Origin of the sequence: Micromonospora salmantinae, from assembly GCF_022230905.1 — a bacterium.
Classification (GTDB): Bacteria; Actinomycetota; Actinomycetes; order Mycobacteriales; family Micromonosporaceae; genus Micromonospora; species Micromonospora salmantinae.
This window is the reverse complement of record NZ_JAKKFG010000023.1, coordinates 396499-416737: the sequence shown is the minus strand read 5'-3', so window position 1 is coordinate 416737 and position 20239 is coordinate 396499. Positions and strand designations below refer to the sequence as shown.

15 protein-coding genes are annotated in these 20239 nt (G+C 70.9%); 6 read left to right on the top strand and 9 right to left on the bottom strand.

Annotation, left to right across the window (positions count from 1 at the left end; translation table 11 throughout):
- Positions 1-5 precede the first annotated feature (5 nt).
- The 4 genes from PSH03_RS20205 to PSH03_RS20190 form a co-directional block, all read right to left on the bottom strand.
- The gene (locus tag PSH03_RS20205) at positions 6-1682 is read right to left on the bottom strand and encodes an ABC transporter substrate-binding protein (protein ID WP_210785408.1); all 1677 of its coding nucleotides are present in this window, start codon (positions 1680-1682) and stop codon (positions 6-8) included.
- A gap of 117 nt (positions 1683-1799) precedes the next feature.
- Positions 1800-2981: an MFS transporter gene (locus PSH03_RS20200; protein WP_238690067.1), complete on the bottom strand. Its 1182-nt coding sequence runs from the start codon at positions 2979-2981 to the stop codon at positions 1800-1802.
- Positions 2982-3110: 129 nt separating this feature from the next.
- The gene (locus tag PSH03_RS20195; RefSeq protein ID WP_238690066.1) at positions 3111-7145 is read right to left on the bottom strand and encodes a discoidin domain-containing protein; all 4035 of its coding nucleotides are present in this window, start codon (positions 7143-7145) and stop codon (positions 3111-3113) included.
- A gap of 169 nt (positions 7146-7314) precedes the next feature.
- Complete coding sequence (locus PSH03_RS20190; protein WP_308194390.1) at positions 7315-7926, bottom strand: TetR/AcrR family transcriptional regulator; 612 nt, start codon at positions 7924-7926, stop codon at positions 7315-7317.
- A gap of 67 nt (positions 7927-7993) precedes the next feature.
- Between PSH03_RS20190 and PSH03_RS20185 the strand changes: the two genes are divergently transcribed.
- Positions 7994-9394: an MFS transporter gene (locus tag PSH03_RS20185; RefSeq protein ID WP_238690065.1), complete on the top strand. Its 1401-nt coding sequence runs from the start codon at positions 7994-7996 to the stop codon at positions 9392-9394.
- A 498-nt stretch (positions 9395-9892) separates the two neighbouring features.
- Here PSH03_RS20185 and PSH03_RS20180 read toward each other — a convergent pair whose 3' ends face one another.
- The 4 genes from PSH03_RS20180 to PSH03_RS20165 are packed head-to-tail and all read right to left on the bottom strand — an operon-like array spanning position 9893 to position 14882.
- Complete coding sequence (locus PSH03_RS20180) at positions 9893-11827, bottom strand: Na+/H+ antiporter NhaA (RefSeq protein ID WP_238690064.1); 1935 nt, start codon at positions 11825-11827, stop codon at positions 9893-9895.
- A gap of 43 nt (positions 11828-11870) precedes the next feature.
- Positions 11871-13376, bottom strand: a complete 1506-nt coding sequence (locus PSH03_RS20175) for a tripartite tricarboxylate transporter permease (protein ID WP_238690063.1) — start codon at positions 13374-13376, stop codon at positions 11871-11873.
- A gap of 20 nt (positions 13377-13396) precedes the next feature.
- Positions 13397-13858, bottom strand: coding sequence for a tripartite tricarboxylate transporter TctB family protein (locus PSH03_RS20170; RefSeq protein ID WP_210785414.1), 462 nt, complete (start codon positions 13856-13858; stop codon positions 13397-13399).
- 1 nt (position 13859) lies between these two features.
- Positions 13860-14882: a tripartite tricarboxylate transporter substrate-binding protein gene (locus PSH03_RS20165; protein ID WP_238690062.1), complete on the bottom strand. Its 1023-nt coding sequence runs from the start codon at positions 14880-14882 to the stop codon at positions 13860-13862.
- A 145-nt stretch (positions 14883-15027) separates the two neighbouring features.
- On the opposite strand from PSH03_RS20165, the gene PSH03_RS20160 reads away from it, so the two are divergent.
- Together PSH03_RS20160 and PSH03_RS20155 are read left to right on the top strand one after the other, a co-directional pair.
- Positions 15028-15711, top strand: a complete 684-nt coding sequence (locus PSH03_RS20160) for a response regulator transcription factor (protein WP_238690061.1) — start codon at positions 15028-15030, stop codon at positions 15709-15711.
- 4 nt (positions 15712-15715) lie between these two features.
- Positions 15716-17137 carry a HAMP domain-containing sensor histidine kinase gene (locus PSH03_RS20155; RefSeq protein ID WP_238690060.1) on the top strand — a complete coding sequence of 474 codons (1422 nt, stop codon included), beginning with the start codon at positions 15716-15718 and terminating at the stop codon, positions 17135-17137.
- 23 nt (positions 17138-17160) lie between these two features.
- On the opposite strand, the gene PSH03_RS20150 is transcribed toward PSH03_RS20155, so the two are convergent.
- Positions 17161-18105: a TAXI family TRAP transporter solute-binding subunit gene (locus tag PSH03_RS20150; protein ID WP_238690059.1), complete on the bottom strand. Its 945-nt coding sequence runs from the start codon at positions 18103-18105 to the stop codon at positions 17161-17163.
- Between the two features lie 178 nt (positions 18106-18283).
- Between PSH03_RS20150 and PSH03_RS20145 the strand changes: the two genes are divergently transcribed.
- Genes PSH03_RS20145 through PSH03_RS20135 form a run of 3 tightly spaced genes read left to right on the top strand, consistent with a single transcriptional unit; the run spans position 18284 to position 20239 of the window.
- Positions 18284-18727, top strand: a complete 444-nt coding sequence (locus PSH03_RS20145; RefSeq protein WP_238690058.1) for a YbaB/EbfC family DNA-binding protein — start codon at positions 18284-18286, stop codon at positions 18725-18727.
- On the top strand, positions 18714-19082 hold the full coding sequence (locus PSH03_RS20140) for a type VII secretion target (protein WP_238690057.1): 369 nt from the start codon (positions 18714-18716) through the stop codon (positions 19080-19082). The genes PSH03_RS20145 and PSH03_RS20140 overlap by 14 nt, the downstream gene beginning before the upstream one ends.
- Positions 19079-20239 (top strand): WXG100 family type VII secretion target, encoded by a 1161-nt coding sequence (locus PSH03_RS20135; RefSeq protein WP_238690056.1) that lies wholly within the window; start codon positions 19079-19081, stop codon positions 20237-20239. Before PSH03_RS20140 ends, PSH03_RS20135 begins: the two co-directional genes overlap by 4 nt.

The window sequence follows — 20239 nt, the reverse complement described above, 5'->3', positions numbered from 1 at the left end:
ACGGCCTACTTGCCGAAGCCGGCGAAGGCCGCCCGGATCACGCCGTCCGGGTAGACCTGGAGGCCCTGGATCTGCTTGCTGACGGCGGTCAGGTTGCGCTGCCGGTAGAGGTAGATCAGGGCGTCGTCCTGCTGAAGCAGTGTGACCGCCTGCCCGTACAGCTTCCTGCGCTCCTCGACGTCGCCGGCCTGTCGGGCCTGGGTCAGCAGGGTGTCGAGCTGCGGGTTGCTGTAGCCGGCGACGTTCTGGCTGGCGCCGGTGCCGACGAAGTTCGTGATGTTGGCGTCCGGGTCGATCCGTCCGCTCCAGCCCAGTTGCAGCAGCTCGAAGTTGCCGCGGTCCTGCTCGTCGAGGAGCGACGAGTACTCCACCGGGTTGATCTTCAGGTCGAATCCGCCGTCCTTGACCATGGACTGCAACGCCTGCGCGAGGCGCAGCGTGTCGGGGGTGTTCGAGGCGAGCATCGTGACCGTGTACGGCGTCTGCACGCCGGCCTCGGCCAGCAACTGCTTGGCCTTGGCGGGGTCGTGCGCCGGGCAGGTCTGCGCCTCGGGGGACGAGAACGTGCTCGCGGGTGAGATCGGGGAGCAGGCGGCGGCGTGCAGACCGTTGAAGACCGCGTCGACCAGGGCCTTGCGGTCGATGGCGTGCTCGAAGGCCTGCCGCACCTTGGCGTTCTGGGCGAGGGGGCGGTTGATGGGCTTGGCTGTGGTGCCGACGCCGTCGACGTTGCCGACGTTGATGGTCAGGCCCTGGTAGCCGAGGGACTGCGACTGGAGGACGGAGACCGCCGAGTCCTGCCGGAGCGAGGCGACGTCCTGGGTGGAGACCGAGTCGGCGACCTGCGCGTCGCCGGAGCGCAGGTTGGCGGCGCGGATGCTGGCGTCGGTGAGGATCCGCCACGAGATGGCGTCCAGGTGCACCTTGCTCGCGTCGTAGTAGTTGGGGTCCCGCACCACCTCGATGGAGTTCTGTGGCACCCGCTTCGCGAACTTGAAGGGGCCGACGCAGACCGGCGCCGAGGCGAAGTCGTCGCCCTTGGTCCGCAGCGCCTGCGCGCTCATGATCATGCCGGCCCGGTCGGCGAGGGCACCGAGCAGCGGTGCGAAGGGCTGCTTCAGCCGCAGGACGACGGTCTGCGCGTCCGGGGTGTCGACGCCGTCGATGGGGCCGAGTTCGCTCTTGCGCGCCGACCGGGCGTTGGTGAGGTGGCGTTGCAGGGTGGCCTTCACCGCGGCCGAGTCGAACGCCGTGCCGTCCGCGAAGCGCACGCCGGGCCGCAGTGGAATGGTCACCGTCCGGCCGTCGCCGCTCGTGGTGGGCAGGGCCGTCGCGAGCTGCGGTACGACCTGCGCCTGCTCGTTGACGTCGTAGAGCTTCTGGCACATGGCTTGGAAGACGTAGCGGGAGTAGAGGCTTCTCGACAGCGTCGGGTCCAGCGCGTCGGGCTCGGCGGAGAGGGCGATGACCAGTTTGCCGCCCTGCTTCACGGCGGCGGGGTCGGCGGGCGTGCCGAAGGAGTCCTGGCCTGCCGACTGGCCGCCGCCGGACGGGTCGCCGCCTTCGTCGTTCGACACCGGTGAGCAGGCGACGACAGTGCAGACGACGACGGCCGCCGCCACGGCGGCCCGGAGCACCCGGCGGCGGGGCAGGTTCGTGTCGCGGACGGAGAGGTTCGTCATGGAGAGCTCCTCAAGTGGGCGATTCGGGGAGCGTATGTTGTATACGATGACCGCCGCAAGACCTCCATGACTGGCTCATCAAGCGCCCCGCGTGCCCTGAACAGGCCCGGCCGGTGATCAGCTCGCGGGCCGAGTCCGGCCGCCCCGAACCAGGCTGAGCAGGACGACCAGCGCGAGCACCGCCACCACCGCACTGAAGACCTCGCCGGCCGGGCGCAGACCGATCGTCTGGATCAGCAGACCGACCCCGACCGCTGGCACACCGAGCATGGCGAACAGGATGGCGAAGAAGGTCGACACCGCCTCGGCCCGGTGCTGCGGTTCGGTCTTCATCGTGATCGTCGCGATGCCGTCGCCGACCGCCACCCCGGACGCGACCCCGATGATCGCCGCGCTGATGAGCAGCGTCGCCAGCAACGCCATCCACATGCTGAACGCGAGCAGGCCCGCCCCCACGACCAGGCCGGCGCAGGCGCTGGCCAGCGCGGCGCGCGAGGACAGCAGGCGGGTCAGCAGTTGACCGAACGCCGCGCCGGTGAACGCCACGAAGACCACCAGCGCGGCCAGCGTGTGTGAGGTCTCGTGCAGGACCATGCCGAGGAACAGCCCGCTCACCGACGTGAGCACCCCGAGGGCGGCGAAGCCCGCCCCGGCGGTGAGCGCCGAGCGGACGAAGTCCCCGCGGATGGTCGCCGGCACGTGCAACCGCTGCACCCGCAGGGTCACCGGCGAACGTTCCCGGACCGTCTCCGGCACCCCGCGCAGCGCGATGATCGCGACCACCGCCAGGATCAGCACGATCACCCAGGGCAGCCGCAGCGGCTCGGGTGCCAGGTCCGACACGATCCCGGACAGCAGGGTGCCGGCGGCCAGGCCGCCCAGGTTCGCGAAGATCGACACGGTGGCGGCCCGCTTCGGGTGCCGAGGGTCGATCAGCTCCGCCAACGCCGCTGTCGCCGCGCCGATGATCAGCGCGGCGGACAGCCCGGCGAGGATCCGACCCACGATGATCATCGCCAGGTCCACAGCGGCCAGGAACACGGCGTCGGCGGCGACCGAGAGCAGCAGCGCGATGAGGATGACCGGGCGTCGGCCGATCTGGTCGGAGAGCCGACCGAAGACCAGCAGCCCGACCACGACTCCCAGCGCGTAAAGCGCGTAGACCACTGTCACTGTCAACGACGAGAAGCCGAACTCCAGCTCGTAGAGCGGGTAGAGCGGGGTCGGCACTGTGGTGCCCACGAGCGTGATCCAGAACGCGAACGCGACCCGCACCGCGCCGGACGGGGACCGTGTCACACGTACAGCATGAATCTCGGTCCCGAGCCGAGGTGCGGTAACGGACCTTAAACGCCCGCATCGGGTGGCAGCGCACGGGTCCACGGTGGGAGGCGGAGCCGTCACGGCGCCGCCTCCCACCGCGTACTCCTAGGAGTTGTACGCCTGCGCGGTCACCGTGACCTGGCGGGCGAGGCCCGGCCTGGCCGGCCAGGAGATCCGCACCTCGCGGCTCTCCCCCGGCAGGAGCCAGAAGTAGTTGTCGTCGTAGCGGGCCGGCAGGACCCGCTCACCGCCGTGGTCGCGCACGGCGAGCCGCACCAACGCGGCGACCGTACGGCCCTGGTTGCGGACCGTCGTGGTGACGGTGTTGCGCCCGTCCACGACGCGTACGGTGCTCGACGACGTCGACAGTCGGGTGCTCGGCACGTCGTTGAGCGCCCGCAACTGCTCGGCCTTGTCGTAGCGCCAGTAGGTGTTCTCCGCGAGCAGCCGGTCGCGGCTGTCGCGCAGCTCCAGTCGCACCAGGTGCAGCCCGCCGCCGTCCGGCGCGGCGAGCGGGAAGGCCGCCGTGGTGGCCGAGCGGGCCACGTCCACCCGCTGACGCTGGGCCGAACCCAGCGACCGGCCGCTCAGGTCGTACCGTCGGGCGCTCACCGTGACCCCGCTCAGCGGCGCGGCGGTGTGGTTGACCACCCGGACCTGCCAGGTGCCCGGGTCGGCCTGGACGTGCACCGGCTCGCACCCCTTGCGGGCGCCGTAGTAGGCGCCGTTCACGTCGAGGTCGTAGTCGTAGGTCTGCCAGACCGTGCTGTGCCACGCCGGGTGCGACATCCACAGCAGCAGACCGGTGGCGTCCTGCCACAGGTTGGCGTTCCACGCCTCGAACATCGCGCGGTGGCTCTCGTAGTTGACGAACTGCGCCCGGGTGGCGAACTCGTCGAGCGAGTCGGACTCACCGAGCCGCGCGTCGATCGCGGCCTGGTACGTGCCGACACGCTGGTTACCGATGGTCGACCAGTCGTGGTAGTTCCACACCTCACCGATCGGCCACTCCGGCGCGTCACCGACGAGGTTGCGCATGCTCTCGGTCACCGACACCACCGGCATGCCGATCTCGGTGTGGAAGCCGAACGAGTCCGCCTCGTAGATCGTCTTGTCGGTGTAGGTCGTCGGGTCGACCCAGCCGTACGGCCCACGCCCGCTCACGATGCCGCTGGCGGAGTTGGGGATGTAGAGGATCTCCGGGTGCTCGATGGAGACGGCTTGCTTGAGCCCGGCGTCGACGATCGGCGGCGGGTCACCCTCGTTCGCGCCGCACCAGACGACGATGCTCGGGTGGTGGCGGAACCGCCGGATCGTGTCGGCGGCGATGTCGACGTAGCCGGGCGGGTTGGGCAGGAACGCGCCCGCCTGCCAGAAGTCGTTCCACACCAGGATGCCCTGCTCGTCGCAGGCCTGGTACAGCTCCTCGCGGTTGCTGCTGCCGAGCCAGTTGCGGATCATCGTGAAGTTCATGTCGCGGTGCATCTCGACGGTGTCGGCCAGCCGGTCGGGCAGCACCCGACGCAGCAGCTCGTCCCAGCCCCAGTTGCCGCCCCGGGCGAACACCGGCACACCGTTCACCGTGATCTTCAGCTCGGTGATCTTGTTGCTGACCGCCTTGACGTCGGTCCAGCGCTGCCCGTCGTCGGAGACCTGGATGACGAAGTCGCGGGCGTACGCCTGCTCCCAGACGATGGTGATCTGGTCGAAGCTGACCGGAGCGCCGAGGTCGACCTGGATCCACTGGTTGTCCTCGAACGTCGACGACCAGCGGGTCCGGGGGTCGCCGTCGACGGCCCGGTCCGGGCCGTTCGAGTCGCCGTCGGACGACGACGCGGTGGCCGTCCGGCGCAGGGCCAGGTCCACGTCCGGCTCGGCCTGACGCTGCACCGAGAGCGCCCACATGGACACGCCCCACGAGGTCACCCGCGCGCCGGTCTGGATGCGCAGGTGCTGGGCGGTCTGGCTGGCGAACGTCTCGACCTGGGTGGCCCGGCTGCCCAGCGGGGTGTCGTTGCTGACCGAGGTCACGTCGCTCCAGGCGTCCCCGTCGGCGGAGACCTGGACGCGGTAGTCCAGCGCGTACGCCTGCTCCCACACGATGGTGACCCGGTCGAAGTCGACAGCCGCGCCGAGGTCGACCTGGATCCACTGGTCGTCCTCGGCCTGCGAGGCCCAGCGGGTCGCCGCGTCGCCGTCGACGGCCCTACCGGGACCGTTGCCGTCGTTCTCCGAGGACGACGCGGTGGCGTCGCGGCGCAGGGCGAGATCCGGGCCGGTGCCGTCGGCCACCGACAGCGAGAACATCGAGATGCCCCAGCCGGTGGCGCGCTGGCCGGCCTGGACGCGGACGTGCCGGGCGTGCTGCCTGTCGAACGTGACCGTCTGGGTCGCCGCGCCGTCGACGAACTCCAGGGCGGGCTTGCCGGGCGGCGAGACGACGATCGGCTGGTGCCAGTCGTAGGCGAACTCGCGGACACCGAAGCGGAGCGCACGCCGGTCGCTGACCGAACGCTTCACTGTGGCGGTGAGCGTGAGGTCGTACAGGTGGGGGTCGCCGTAACCGTTGGGCCACCAGAGCCGGGGGTTGCGCAGCCGCAGCGCGCGGAAACGCTCCGGCGTGAAGGTGACTGTGGTGCTCCCGCCGGCGGGAACGGTCACCGTGGACTCGACGCGTACCCTGTCGAACTCCGCGCGGACGGTGACAGTGGTGGCGCTGGTCGCCGCGTTGCAGACCGGCACCCGGATGGTGACCTCGGCGGTGTCGGTGTCGGGCAGGTCGGGCAGCGTGGTCTGCACGTGCGGGTCGCCGATGACCACGGCGCCGGTGCTGCGTAGCCGGACGTGGTCCCAGAGGCCGGTGACCCGGTCGCGGACGGCGGGCATCCAGTCCCACCCGGACACCGCCAGGTAGGTCGGCGCGTCGAGGTAGTGGTGGGCCGACTGGAGGAAGGTACGACCGTCGGGGCCCTTGTCGCCGGGGGTGCCCGGGTGCGGCATCGGGGTGACCCGGACGGCGAGGACGTGCTCGCCACGGTGACCGGCCAACGCGTCGGTGATGTCGAAGGCGGCCCGCGCGAACGGGTGCTTGACGCTGCCGACCTGCACGCCGTTGACCCAGGCGGTCGCCTCGTGGTTGATCCCGTCGAACTCCAGCCAGATCCGTCGGCCGGCCGAGGTGTCCAGGTCGCGCGGCAGCCGCAGCGCGCGCCGGTACCACCAGGTGTGGCGGGACAGCGCCTCCGGGATGCGCATGTTGTTGAAGCCGGCCACCGGGTCGGGCAGGTGACCCTGCTCGACCAGTGTGCCCAGCACGGTGCCGGGTACCGTCGCCGGCAGCCAGGACCGGACGTCGACGCCGGCGCGGGAGAGTTCGGCGCCGTCGGCGGTGCCGGCGAAGTCGTCCATCGTCAACGACCAGCCCGACTCCAGCGGCACCGTGCCGTCGGCGGCGACCCTCAGCTCGGGGGCCGGGCCGGTGTTGCCGCCCTCCCAACTGGTCCAGCCCTCAACCTTCGGCCGGCCGGCCAGCGGCACGCCGTAGACCTGGAAGCCGTTGAGGCCGACCGGGTTGCTGTTCGAGCGCTTCGTGGCGGTCATCCGGATCCACCGGGCGGTGACCGGCTCGGGCAGCTTGATGGTCTGCGTGCCGCCCCGGCCCTCGCTGGTCTCGTACACCGACCGCCAGGCACGGCCGTCGGTGGAGACCTCGATCCGGTACGCCGTCGCGGCGCTGGAGAGGATCTCGTCGCCGTCGGTGTCGGTGTAGTTGCCGTCGAACGGTCCGTCGGTGAGCGTGGCCTCGAAGACCAGGCAGACGGCCTCGATCCGGCACGGCGCCTGGAGGTCCACCGAGATCCACTGCGGATCGCCGGCGGCGGCACGCCATCCACTCCCCCGGACGCCGACCTGCGGCAGGCCGTCCACGGCGAAGGTGGCCGGCGTCGGCGCGTAGTCGGTCGAGGAGACCGTCACCGGGCGGTACCGGGCCAGGTCGGTGGCGGTGGGGGTGGCGGTCGGCGCCGGCACGGCGGCGGACGCGAGGGCGTCCGGGAGGGCCGCGGTCACCCCGACCGACGCCAGCAGCGTCGCGCCGGCGGAGAGGAAGGTACGCCGGGAAACCGGCGATGGCTCGGACATCTTGCCTCCAGAAATGACAACGTTGTCAGATGGCGGGGGTCTGTGACAACGTTGTCAGATGGTGGCCCGATGTTTCCCGAGAGTCAAGGGCCCGAGTCCATCGTGATTCCCCAAACACGTTCCGCAGCTGTTCCACTTCGGACATCGACGCGCGGGCGGACCGCCGGGGTCACTCCGGCTGCACGCTCAGCCCGTCCAGGGCGACAGTGAGCACGTGATCGCGCTGGTCGGCGCGGGGAAAGTGTCCGGAGGCAATGGCGCTGGTCAGGCGCATGACGTCGTCGATAGTCACGTCGGCGCGCACCTCGCGCGCCCGCTGGGCCCGCTCCAGCAGCGGCCCACCGGCGGCGTAGAGCGCCCGCCGGCACTCCAGGTAGGCGGTGGACTCCCGGTTCAGGCCGGCGGCCAGCGGTTGCTTCGCCCCGATGTACTCCACGAAGCGCCGCAGCCACGCGTACAGGCCGTCACGCGGGGCGAGGCTCTCAGCCTCCCCGGCGGTCGCGCACACCGCCTCGACCTCGGTGACGTAGACGTTCTCGATCAGCACTTCCCGGGTAGGGAAGTTGCGGTAGAGCGTCGCGATGCCCACCCCGGCGCGGCGGGCGATCTCCTCCAGCGGAGCCTCCGCGCCCTGCTCGGCGAAGGCGACCCGGGCCGCCGCCAGGATCGCGTCGTAGTTGCGGGCGGCGTCGGCCCGGTGCGGGCGGGCCACACGCAGGTGGGTGAGGGCCGTCACGATGCCGATGTCTCCCAGCGCCAGCAACCGGAGGCCGGCTATCACTAGAGTGATAGTACGCCTCCGCTTATTCGGAGGTCTCCTATCAGTCTAGCCCGAAAGAAGGCCGACCATGCCCCCGAATCCCGCTTCCCGTCGCGGGATCGCCCTGGCGCTCATCCTCGGCTCGCAGCTGATGATGACGCTGGACACCTCGATCATCACGACCGCGTTGCCGCACGTGCAGCGGCAGTTCGGCTTCTCCCAGTCCGGGCTCTCCTGGGTGCAGAACGCCTACGTCCTGGCGTTCGGCGGCCTGCTCCTGCTCGGCGCCAGAGCCGGTGACCTGCTCGGGCGCCGCCGCGTCTTCCTCGCCGGGATCGCCCTGTTCACCGCGGCGTCCCTCGCCGCCGGCCTCGCCCCGAGCGGCAGCTGGCTGATCACCGCCCGCGTCGTGCAGGGTCTCGCCGCCGCACTCGCGGTGCCCTCCACGCTCGCGCTGCTGGTCGCCGACCACCCCCAACCGGGGGCCCGAGCCAGGGTGATCGCCCTCTACAGCGCGGTCATCGGCGCCGGCGGCAGTGTCGGCATCGTCATCGGCGGCGTCTTCACCGACCTGCTCTCCTGGCGCTGGGGGATGCTCGTCAACGTGCCGATCGGCATCGCCATCGCGCTGCTGGCACCACGGTTCCTGGTCGAGACCGAACGCCGCGCCGGCACCTTCGACCTCGGCGGGGCGCTGACCTCCACCGGCGGCATGACCGCCCTGGTGTACGGCTTCATCCAGGCCGCAGCAACCGGCTGGAGCGCACCGGGCACCGTTGTCTCGTTGGGTCTCGGCGCCGTCCTCCTGACCGCCTTCGTGCTGATCGAACACCGGGCACCCCAACCCATCACCCCGCTGCGACTCTTCCGCAGCCTGGAGCGCTCCGGGGCGTACGCCGGGCGGATCCTCATCGTCGGCGCGACCTTCTCCACCTTCTACTTCCTCAGCCAGTACCTACAGGAGGTACTGCACCTCAGCGCCCTCCAGACCGGCTTCGCGTACGTGCCCATCACCGGCATGTTCTTCGCCATGGTGTACGCCATCCGGCCCCTGCAGAACCGGCTCGGCCGTCCCCTCCTGCTGGTGGCGTCCCTCGTTCTCGCGCTCGTCGGCATGGCGTGGCTGTCGCGCATCTCGACAGGCTCCAGCTACTTCCCGGACGTGCTGCTGCCGCTGCTGGTGATCGGAATCGGCCAGGGCATCGCGATCATCCTGATGACCCAGGGCGGCGTGGCCGGAGTCGAACCGCAGGACGCCGGCGCCGCGTCCGGCCTCGTCAACGTCGCCCACCAACTCGGCGGCTCACTCGGCATCGCGATCCTCACCATCGCGTACACCCGTGCCAGCTCCGCCACCGACCCGACGGCGGGCTTCCACGCGGCCTTCGCTGGCGCGGACGTCTTCTTCCTGATCGCCCTGGCCCTCGCGGTCGTCGTGGCCGTCGCCGGCCGCCGCGCCAGTCGGCTGGCCGCTCTCCCCGCCGCCTGAACGCCCCGCGCTGCCTGGGGCCGCGAGTGCTGCCGGGCTCCCGGCGGGCCGGGCTGAGGCGTGCGGGGCTGCGGGGCTGCGGGGCTGCGGGGCTGCGGGGCTGCGGGGAGCGTGCGGCGCTGGACCGTGTGGACCCTAGGGCTGCGGGCGCGGGCTCCCGCAGGGGCGGGCTCCGGAGCCCGGGCTGAAGGGCTGTATGGGTTGGCGCGCTGCCTATGGAGCTGATGCCGCAAACGATTCGCACCCTCTGTGTGCCGCGGTGATGTCGCAAACGATTCAGCTCCAAAGGCGCCGACCAACACCTCCGCACCCCGCGACGCGGAGGCGGGATCGGACGTCACGGCGGCGGACTCCGTTGATCCGGCGACGCCGCGACTGCCGGACGGTGAGCCAGGTGTCCACCCGTACCCGTGATCGTGGCGGCGCCGCCGACGGCCGGGAGCTGACCACGGCGCCCGTCGACCACCTGGCCCGGTGACGACCGCACGGGCCGCGCGGTCAGCTCGCCGGACCGGCCTCACGGCGGCCGGGATCCCGAGGGTGGTACTCGGGGCGGAGTTTCGCGCTCGCGAACGCCGCCTTCACCGCCGCCGAGAGCGCGGCGATGTCGTACGCGCCGTGGTGCCGCCGGCCGTTGATGAAGAAGGTCGGGGTGCCGGTGACGCCGCTGAGGTCGGCCGAGTCGACGTCCTCGGCGATCCGGTCCACGCCCATCCGCTTCACCATGTGCTCCCGGAACCCGTCCAGGTCCAGGCCGAGCTGTTCGGCGTAACCGAGCAGGTCAGTGGGGTTGAGAGCGTCCTGGTGGGCGAGCAGCAGGTCGTGCATCTCCCAGAACGCGCCCTGCTCCCCCGCCGCCTCGGCGGCCTCGGCCGCGAGTTGGGCGTGCGGGTGGACGTCGGTGAGCGGCAGGTGCCGCCAGACGTACCGAATGTTGGCGAAGTCCGCCAGCAACTCTCGGACCGCCGGCTCGGCCTGCCCGCAGTAGGGGCACTCGAAGTCGCCGTACTCCACCACCGTCACCGGCGCCTCAAGCGGCCCGCGAATGTGGTCGCGATCCGCGTCGACCGGCAGCATCAGGTCGACGATGCCCTCGGCGACGCCCAGCAGCGCACGGGTCCGCCGCGCCGGCGAGAGCCGTCCGACGGAGCGGAACACCAACCACGTGACGAGGGACGCGCCGAGCGTCGCCACGAGGATGCCGAACTTCGCCTCGTCCAAGGCCGGGCCGCTCAGGGCATGGGTGGCGATCAGGAGCGCGACGGTGAAGCCAATGCCGGAGATCGTGCCGACCCCCGCGACGGCAACCCACCCGACGGGCGGCCGGAACCGGTTGCCGCTGAGCCGGGTCACCAGCCACGCGGTGGCCAGGATCCCGGCCGGCTTGCCGACGACGTACGCGACCACGACCCCGAGCGTGACCGGAGAGGTCACGGCCCTGGTCAGCAGGTCGCCGTCGATCACGATGCCGACGTTGGCCAGCGCGAAGAGCGGCACCACCACGTAGCTCGCCAACGGGTGGTAGAGCGTCTGCAACCGCTCGTTCGGCGACAGCGCCGAGGTGAGCCCGGCCCGAGCCATCCGGGCGAGTTGCGGGGTGGGCTGCTCTCGGAAGAGGCGGAACTGGTCGCTGGCCCGCTGCAGGTCGCCTCGGCCGGGAGCGTAGGCGTAGGTCAGCAACCCCATCACCAGGCCCACCGCGACCGGGTCGACACCGGACATCGAGACGGCGAGCCAGGCCGCCACCCCCAGCAGCGCGTAGACCGGCCCGAACCGCACCCCGAAGCCCCGGACGAGCAGCACCACGCCGAAGATCGCCGCCGCGACGATCAGCGCCGTCAGCGAGGGGTGATGCGGGTACGCGATGGCCAGCACCGCGATCGCCACCACATCGTCGACGACGGCGACGGTCAGCAGGAAACCCCGCAGCCGTTCCGAGAAGCGTGGCCCGAAGACGGCCAGCGCGCCGAGCGCGAGCGCCGTGTCGGTGGCCATCACCGCGCCCCAGCCCGCCGCGGTGGTCTGCCCGGCGTTGATGGCGAGGTAGATCGCGATCGGCACGAGCATGCCGCCGACCCCGGCCAGCATCGGCAACGCCAGGCGACGCCGCTCCCGCAACTCGCCGATGTCGAACTCGCGGCGCAACTCCAGCCCCGCCACCAGGAAGAAGAACGTCATCAGGCCGCTGTTGATCCAGGTACGCACGTCATGTGCCACCTGCCAGTCGCCGAGTTGGATCGAGAAGGAGGTCTCCCAGACCGACTCGTACGACGATGCGCTGAGGTTCGCCCAGACGAGGGCCGCCACCGCGCCGATCAGCACCACCCGCGCGCCGCCGGTCTCGGTACGCAGGAACGAGCGCAGCGGGGCGTTGAACCGCCGGTCCCAGACGGTCCGGCTGGTCCAGCGCCGGGGCGTGTTGTCGCTCGTCACGGGAACAATCTTCGTCGACCTGACCGTCACGTGGTCCGGATTGCTACTCATCCTCCGCGAAGACGACAGCGCGGCGCCGGCGGATCGTCGGGAGGACGGCGACGACGAGCGCGACGACGGCCAGGGCCAGCAGCGCCGTGGAGATCGGTCGGGTCACGAAGACCGACGGGTCGCCACGGGAGATGATGAGCGCGCGGCGCAGGTTCTCCTCCAGCAGCGGGCCGAGGACGAAGCCGAGCAGCAGGGGCGCCGGCTCGCAGCCGCACTTGATCAGGATGTAGCCCAGGATCCCGAAGAACGCGATGGCGTAGACGTCGTAGGCGTTGAAGTTCAGTGAGTAGGTGCCGATCGCGGCGAACAGGATGATCATCGGGAAGAGCACCTGGTACGGGATGCGCAGCATGCGCACCCAGAGGCCGATCAGCGGCAGGTTCAGCAGCAGCAGGAGCACGTTGCCGATCCACATCGACGCGATCAGGCCCCAGAACAGCGCCGGCTCGTCGTTGATGACATTCGGGCCCGGGGTGATGCCGTGGACGATGAACGCGCCGATCATCAGTGCCATCACCGGGTGGGCGGGCAGGCCGAGGGTGAGCAGCGGAATGAACGACGTCTGCGCGGCGGCGTTGTTCGCCGACTCGGGGCCGGCGACGCCCTCGATCGCGCCCCGCCCGAACTCCTGCGGCCGCTTCGAGATGCGCTTCTCGACAGCGTACGAGGTGAACGAGGCCAGCACGTGGCCGCCGCCGGGCAGGACACCGAGCGCGGCGCCGAGACCGGTGCCCCGCAGGATCGGGGCGATGATGCGACGCCGGTCCTCGCGGGTCGGCCAGAGGTTGGTCACCTTGCTGACGATTGCCGTGCGGGTCTGCTCGTTCTCCAGGTTGCGCAGGATCTCGGCCACCCCGAACAGGCCCACGGCGACCGACACGAAGTCGATGCCGCCGTACAGCTCGCGCTGCTCGAACACGAAGCGGGGCGTTCCGGTGTAGATGTCCTGGCCGACAGTACCGAGCAGTACGCCGAGCGCGATCATCGCCAGTGCCTTGAGCGCGCTGCCCCGCGCCAGCGCGATCGACACGATCAGGCCGAACAGCACGAGTGAGAAGTAGTCGGCCGGGCCGAACCTCAACGCGACACTGGCCAGGGGCGGGGCCGCGGCGGCCAGCGCCACGGTGGCGACCGTACCCGCGACGAAGGACCCGATCGCCGCGGCCGCCAGGGCGGGGCCTGCCCTGCCCTGGCGGGCCATCTCGTGCCCGTCCAGCGCGGTGACCGCCGCCGACGACTCACCGGGCAGGTTGATCAGGATGGCGGTCGTCGAGCCGCCGTACTGTGCCCCGTAGTAGATGCCGGCCAGCATGATCAGCGCGGTGACCGGCTCGAAGCTGAACGTGATCGGCAGCAGCATCGCCACGGTGGCCGTGGGCCCGATGCCGGGCAGCACACCGACAGCGGTCCCGAGCAGCACTCCCACGAAGCAGTAGAGGACGTTCTGGACCAGCAGGGCCGTCGAGAAGCCCAGCGCGAGGTTGTCGAGGAGTTCCATGCCTCAATCCGGATGCCGCGTCAGAAGCCCAGCCAGGGGCCCCACAGCGGGATCCGCAGCTGAAGTCCGACGACGAAGATGAGCGTGCTGGCCACCGTCAGCCCGGCGGCCACGGCCACCGCCGTGAGCAGCCGTACGCGGGCGCTGGCCAGGGTGGTGAGCAGTGCGGTCACCGCCGTCGTCGGTACGAACCCGAGTCGCCGGATGGTGAACCCGAAGAACAGGACCGCGAGCACGATGACGGCGACCGCCCGCCACGGGACCGGCCCGAACGAGATCACCTCACCGGCGACGAGCCCCTTGCCGGCGATCGCCAGGCCCAGGGCGACCACTGCCGCGCCGACCAGCAGCGGGAAGGCGCCCGGGCCCATCCGGGTCGGGGTGCCCAGCTCGTAGCCGAGCGCCCCCACCACGAATGCGCCACCGATCAGGACGAAGATCCCCCCGGCGAGGACGTCCGGTAACGACCGACGGCGCTCCACCTCAGGACACCTTGACCCCGGAGTCGGCGATGATCTTCGCCCAGGTGCCGAGCTGTTCGTCGAGCTTCGCCCGGTGCGCGTCCGGGGTCGCGTCCTGGGCCGGGACCGGCGCGGTGCCCAGCTTGGCCATCTGGTCGATGACCCCCTGGTCGGCCAGCGCCACCTTCAACGCCTCGGACAGCTTCTGGACGATCTCCGGCGGGGTGTCGGCCGGAACGTAGAGACCGTGCCACACGCTGACCTTCAGCTGCGGCAACCCGGCCTCGGTGGTGGTGGGCAGGTCGGGAAGGCTCTTCACCCGCTCGGGTGTGGTGACCGCGTACGCCTTCACCTTTCCGGCGGCGATCTGGCCGCTGGTGTTTGTCGTCTGGTCGCACATGAAGTCGACCTGGCCGCCGACGAGGTCGGTCAGTGCGGGACCGGTGCCCTGGTACGGCACCTCCTGGAGCTTCACGCCGGTGGTGCTCTGGAACAGCAGACCGCACAGGTGCGACGCGGCGCCGATGCCGGCGTTGGCCAGCGTGACCTTGTCGGCGTTCGCCTTCACATGGGTCACCAGGTCCTGGAGCGTCGCGGGCGCGAAGTCCTTACGGGCGACGATCGTCATCGGCACCTCGGTGACGAGCCCGACCGTCTCGAAGTCCTCCAGGGGCTTGTAGCCCAGGCTCTTGTAGAGGGCGGGCGCCGTCGACATGCCGATGTGGTGCATGAGCACCGTGTAGCCGTCCGGCTTGGCCCGCGCGACATCGCCGGCACCGACAGTGCCGCCGGCACCCTCGACGTTCTGGACGACGATCTTGCCGCCGAGCTTCGCGGCCATCGGCCCGGCGATCATCCGGGTGACGGTGTCCGTCGGACCACCCGCGCTGAACGGCACGACGATCGTGATGTTCTCGTCCGGGTACTTTCCGGCGTCCCCTCCGCCGGCGGCACCCCCGTTACCCGAACAGGCGGCGGCGAGCGAGACGACACCGATCGCGGCGATCATCCGCGCGGTGGCCCGGTACCTGCTGGTCGTTCGCATACGGCGGCCTCCCCATCAACGCATGGACATCCCTCGGCGCGTTAGTGGCCCTCAGTCTCGGCTGGTCGGGGCCCGGATGGTGTCAGAAAAATCCCAAGAACCCGGGCCGGCACGAGCACCCGTCCGGGCCGTACAATTCGCCGGTATGCGGATAACCGTCATCGAGGATGACGACCGCGTGGCGCGGGGTCTGGTGACCGTCCTGACCCAGGCGGGCTTCGAGGTCCACCGCGTCGCCACCGCCGCGGAAGCCGAGCGCGCCGGGCCGTCCGACGTGGTCCTCGTCGACCTGGGTCTCCCCGACGGCGACGGGCTCGACGTGATCCGCAAGTTGCGCGACCACCCGCAGACCGCCGTGATCGCGGTGACCGCGCGATCCGAGGAGCACGAGCGGGTCCGCGGCCTGCGCGCCGGTGCCGACGACTACATCGTCAAACCGTTCGGCATCCCCGAGTTGCTCGCCCGGATCGAAGCCGTCCTGCGGCGCACCCGGGCCGCTCGTGCCCTCGGCCAGACCGACGAGCCGCTCGTCCTCGGCCCGATGCGGATCGGCGTCGGCACCCGCGAGGTCACCGTCGACGGCGTACTCGTGCCGTTGACCCGCAAGGAGTTCGAACTGCTCCTGCTCCTGGCCCGGCGGGCGCCCAACGTGGTCAGCCGCGACGTCATCCTCGACCAGATCTGGGGCGCGTCCTGGGAGTCGTCGAGCCGCACCCTGGACACCCACATCGCGGCGCTGCGGCACAAGCTGGGGCCGGACGTGGTCATCCGGACCGTCCACGGCGTCGGCTATCGGCTGCTGGCCGACCAGCCGGAGCTGATCGGCTGACCGCGTGCACCGCCGGCTGCTCGTCGTCCTGGTCCCCCTCGCCGTGCTGCTCGTCACGGCGCTCGGGGTGCCGCTCAGCATCACCGTTGCCGAACGCGAGATGCAGGAGACGTACGTCAACCGGCTCAACGACGTCGGCCGGTTCGCCTCGCTGGCCGAGACCGCGCTGTCGACCGGCCGCACCGAGGCGTTACAGCAGGAGCTGACGCGGTACCACGAGCTCTACGGCATTCCGGTCGCGCTGATCGACACGTCGGGCGCGGTGCTGCTCGGGCCGGCCGACGCGTACCAGAAGGCGGCGCGCGCCGAGGCGGCGTTGCCCCGGACCGTGACGGCGGCGCTTGCCGGTGCCCGTTCCGAACCGTCCTGGGAGTGGGCGCCGTGGGACGACTCCGCACTCGTGGTGGCGGAGCCGGTCGGCCGGGACAGTGAGGTCGTCGGCGCCGTCGTGACGATCTCCGACCTGTCCCGCACGCGCGAGCTCATCCTCGTACGCTGGGCCCGGCTGGCCGGTCTCGGGCTGCTGCCGTTGCTCGCGTTGACGGCCGTCGCCTGGCCGGTGTCGGCGTGGGTGCTGCGGCCGGTGCGGAAACTCGACGCGGCGACCTCACGGATCTCCGAGGGCGACCTGACCATCCGCGCCGACGCCGAGGCCGGCCCTGTCGAGCTGCGGCGGCTGGCGCGGTCGTTCAACTCCATGATGGACGCCGTCGAGAACGCCGCGCAGCGACAGCGCGCTTTCGTCTCCGACGCGTCACACCAGCTACGCAACCCGCTGACCAGCCTCCGGCTCGCCGTGGAGAGCCTCGCGCCACACCTGCGGTCAGACGGCGACGGGCAGCAGGTGTACGACGTCGCCGTCGACGAGCTGAAGGCGATGCAGCGGATGCTGAACTCGCTGCAGGCCAGCGCGCGGATGGAGAGCCTGCGGACGGCGTCGCCGGTGGACCTCGACGAGGTGCTGGCGACCCGGGTGGACCGGTGGCGTGCCCTGACCGCCACCGCCGGGCAGAGCCTGACTGTCGACGTACCCCCGGGGTTGCGGTTGCTGGAACCGCCGGGCGGTCTGGGCAGCATCCTGGACGAGCTGATCAGCAACGCGCTGCGGCTGTCCGACGCGCAGGTCGTGGAGGTGACCGCGCGGCTCGTCTCCGCTGGTCCCGGCACCGTCACGGTCGCCGTCCGCGACGACGGCCAGGGAATCGACGTGTCCGAGCGGGCCCAGGCGTTACAACGGTTCTGGCGCTCACCTCGGCACCAGAACGTGCCCGGGACCGGCCTGGGCCTGGCGATCTGCGCCGACCTCATCGGGGCGGCCGGTGGTGAGCTGCGGCTGGAGGAGGGCCTGCCGCGTCCGGACGGGCCCGGGCACGGGCTGGCCGCGGTGGTGGTGTTGCCGGTCGCACCCGCGTCGACGCCGGCCTGACAACAGCGTTCCCGGTGACCGGGTCAGCGTTTGCGGTCGCGGAACCAGGCCGCCGCGCCCGGATGCAGCGGGACGGACGCGGTGGAGATCCCGGTACGCACGTTGATCTGCCACGCCTCCGGAAGGGCCTCGGCGTCGTCACGACCAGCGGAGGTGATCGCCCCGGTATGCCGGAAGACCGTGTCGGTGATGGCGTAGACCAGGTCGCCAGGCAGGTCGTCGCGCGCCAGCAGCACGTTCGGTACGGCGACGGTGCGGGTCGCCGGGACGCCGGCGTAGGCAGCCGCGTGGATCATGGCCGGGGCGTAGGGACCCGGGTACGCCGTGAAGAGCCCGTCGGCCTGCGCGTCCAACGGAATCAGCCGGATCGGGTGGCGCTGCGCCAACTCGGTGATGGCGGGCGTCGGGACGCCGGTCAGGGAGAACATCGCGTCGATCGTGCCGTCGCGCAGCGCCGCCGCCGACTCGGCCTGGCTGAGGTTCTGGCCGTCGGCTTTGAGCGGGCCCAGCTGCAGAACCCGCAACGACGTGAACTCCGTGCCGGAATCGTGGGCACCGAGGGACACGCGTTTGCCCTCAAGATCCCGAAACTCGTCGATCGCCGAACCGGCCATGACCACGAGATGCAGATGACTGTCGTAGAGCCGGCAGATCGCCGACAGCCCTCCGGGCGCGCTCCCGTCGCTGGTGATCAGCGCGTCCAGGCTGGTCAGCCCCAGGTGCACCTCGCCGGCCCGCAGCATCCGGATGTTGTCGGTGGACGCCCCGCTCGGCACAGTGGTCACAGTGGCACCCGACACCTGCTCGGAGATGTGCTCGGCCAGCGCCCCACCGATCCGCCGGTAAACCGCCCCCGCCGGCCCGGTAGCCAGTCGCAGGTGAACCGGGTCCGCCTCAGGCCGCCGGGAACAGCCGACGAGCAGCCCACTGCCGGCCAGCAACACCGCCCGCCGACTGAACCGCGTCATGCCGAGATAATACGGACGCCGCCCCCTGCTGCGCCGATCTTGCACTTTCGGTCGTCGAGATGCGGGACTGCGTCATTTGTCGCGACAGCAAGTGCAAGATCGCGCAGAGGGGGTCCGGTCTTGTCGCCCATCCCGAGGGGGCATGCACGCAGCGCCACTGGTTGGTAGCGTGCCGGTGATGTCGCCGGTTGCCGCCGGCAGTGGTCCCCTGGGGAGGGTCGACGTGTGGGCGGACGACGCTGCGCTCGACGCGGCGGAGCGCCGGCTCGACGAGTGGGAAACGTCGCTCGCCGAGCGGGCGGCACGAGCGAAGACTCTGGCGGCGACGATGCGGGACCTGACCGGCACCGCCCACAACGCCGCTCGGACTGTCGACGTCACCGTCGACTCGGCCGGCCTGCTGATCGACCTACGGCTCGACGAGCGCGTCCGGCAACAACCCGCGGCGCACACCGCTCGGCAGATCCTGGAGACCACCACTGCCGCGCGCGCCGACCTGCTTCGAAAGGTCAGCGACGCGGCCACCCAGTCATTGGGTGACGACCCGAGCGCTCGGGCCATCATCGACTCGTACCGCAGCCGGCTCCTACCCGACCAGGGATCGAACGATGCCCGCCGGTGACGACATCCAGGTCGACCCGGACGACCTGACCGCCCACGCCGCACGCCTCGATCGCTGCGCCAGCAGCCTCGACACCGCTCAGCAGGCAGGCCAGCACGTCCGGTTGGGCGCCGACGCCTACGGGCAACTCTGCGCGATGATGCCGGTGCTGCTCGACGGCCTGCAACGGAACTTGGTCGACGGCATCGGCGCCGCCGCAGCGTCGGTACGGGACACCGCCGGCAAGCTGCGGGTCGGAGCCGACCGCTACCGAAGCTCCGACGCCCACGCCAAGCAGCTACTCGACAGGGTGCGGCAGCAGGGGCTCGATGGGGTGCAGCCGCACCAGCTCGACGGGGTGCGGCAGCGCTCGTGACGTCGAATCCGCTCGTCGCCGCCGCTGCGGACACCCCGCCCAGCGCCTGGGCGGGTGTGTGGATCTGCGAGGACATCGAACTCATCGCCCAGGGTGTCCGGACCGGCAGTTGGATCGACGGCAGCCTCGGCGTCGTGAGCGCCGGCCTGGACGCCCTCGCCTTCGTCTCCGACCCGGTCGGCGCCCTGCTCCAGTACGGGATCGCCTGGCTCATCGAACACGTCAAGCCCCTCAGCGAAGCGCTGGACTGGCTCGCCGGCGACCCGGCGCAGATCACCGCACACGCGCAGACCTGGCGCAACGTCGCCGAGTCGCTCCGCGACGACGCCGCCGAACTGGCACGCGCCGTCCGCACCGACGTCGCCGGCTGGGGCGGCAGTTCCGGGCCCGCCTACCGAGCCTGGGCCAGTGAACAGCAGCAGGCCATCACGGGCCTTGCCCAGGGTGCTGACACCATGGCCGCGATCACCGAAGGCGCCGCGGGCCTGGTGGCAGCCGTCCGACTCCTGGTCCGCGACGCCATCGCCACGTGCGTGTCCCGCATCATCGTGTACGCGGGCGAACTTCTCATCACCGGTGGACTGGCCGCGCCGTTGGTCGTGGAGCAGGTGACGACCTTGGTGGCGTCTTGGGGGGCGCGGATCGCGCGGTTGTTGCGCGGGCTGCTGGCCAGCCTGCGACGGTTGATTCCAGAGATGCGCCGGCTCGGCGACCTGATCGAGAAGCTCAAGCAGGTGTTGGGGCGACTCAAGGAGCAGCCGCCCACCCAACAGAAGCCGGATGGCCCCGAGCCCACGAAGATTCCGGGCGATCCCGGACGACCGGACTTCACCAAAGCCGAGATCGACGCACGGAAGATCACCGCCTACGCCATGAACCCGGACCACCCTGTCGGCAAGAACAAGTACCGCGTTATCAACTCCACCACCGGCCTCGGGCCGGACGACGCCGACGTGATCATGCAGCAGATCCGCGAAGGCGTCGTCGCTGGCACGCCTTTGCTGGGCAAGGCCGACGAGTTCGGCCAGCGGTGGAACGTCGACCTACCCCTGACCGGGCCGGGTGGCACGGTCGTCGTCCGCACAGCCTGGATACTGGAGAATGGGTCCTCCTCACCGCGAATGGTGACCATCTCGTTCCCGCCCAAGGAAGGGTGA

What these genes read in the sequence shown, in the direction of transcription:
- PSH03_RS20205 (WP_210785408.1), bottom strand. Translation starts at nt 1,682, where the DNA reads ATGACGAACCTCTCCGTCCGCGACACGAACCTGCCCCGCCGCCGGGTG.
- PSH03_RS20195 (WP_238690066.1), bottom strand. Translation starts at nt 7,145, where the DNA reads ATGTCCGAGCCATCGCCGGTTTCCCGGCGTACCTTCCTCTCCGCCGGC.
- PSH03_RS20185 (WP_238690065.1), top strand. Translation starts at nt 7,994, where the DNA reads ATGCCCCCGAATCCCGCTTCCCGTCGCGGGATCGCCCTGGCGCTCATC.
- PSH03_RS20175 (WP_238690063.1), bottom strand. Translation starts at nt 13,376, where the DNA reads ATGGAACTCCTCGACAACCTCGCGCTGGGCTTCTCGACGGCCCTGCTG.
- PSH03_RS20165 (WP_238690062.1), bottom strand. Translation starts at nt 14,882, where the DNA reads ATGCGAACGACCAGCAGGTACCGGGCCACCGCGCGGATGATCGCCGCG.
- PSH03_RS20160 (WP_238690061.1), top strand. Translation starts at nt 15,028, where the DNA reads ATGCGGATAACCGTCATCGAGGATGACGACCGCGTGGCGCGGGGTCTG.
- PSH03_RS20150 (WP_238690059.1), bottom strand. Translation starts at nt 18,105, where the DNA reads ATGACGCGGTTCAGTCGGCGGGCGGTGTTGCTGGCCGGCAGTGGGCTG.
- PSH03_RS20145 (WP_238690058.1), top strand. Translation starts at nt 18,284, where the DNA reads ATGTCGCCGGTTGCCGCCGGCAGTGGTCCCCTGGGGAGGGTCGACGTG.
- PSH03_RS20140 (WP_238690057.1), top strand. Translation starts at nt 18,714, where the DNA reads ATGCCCGCCGGTGACGACATCCAGGTCGACCCGGACGACCTGACCGCC.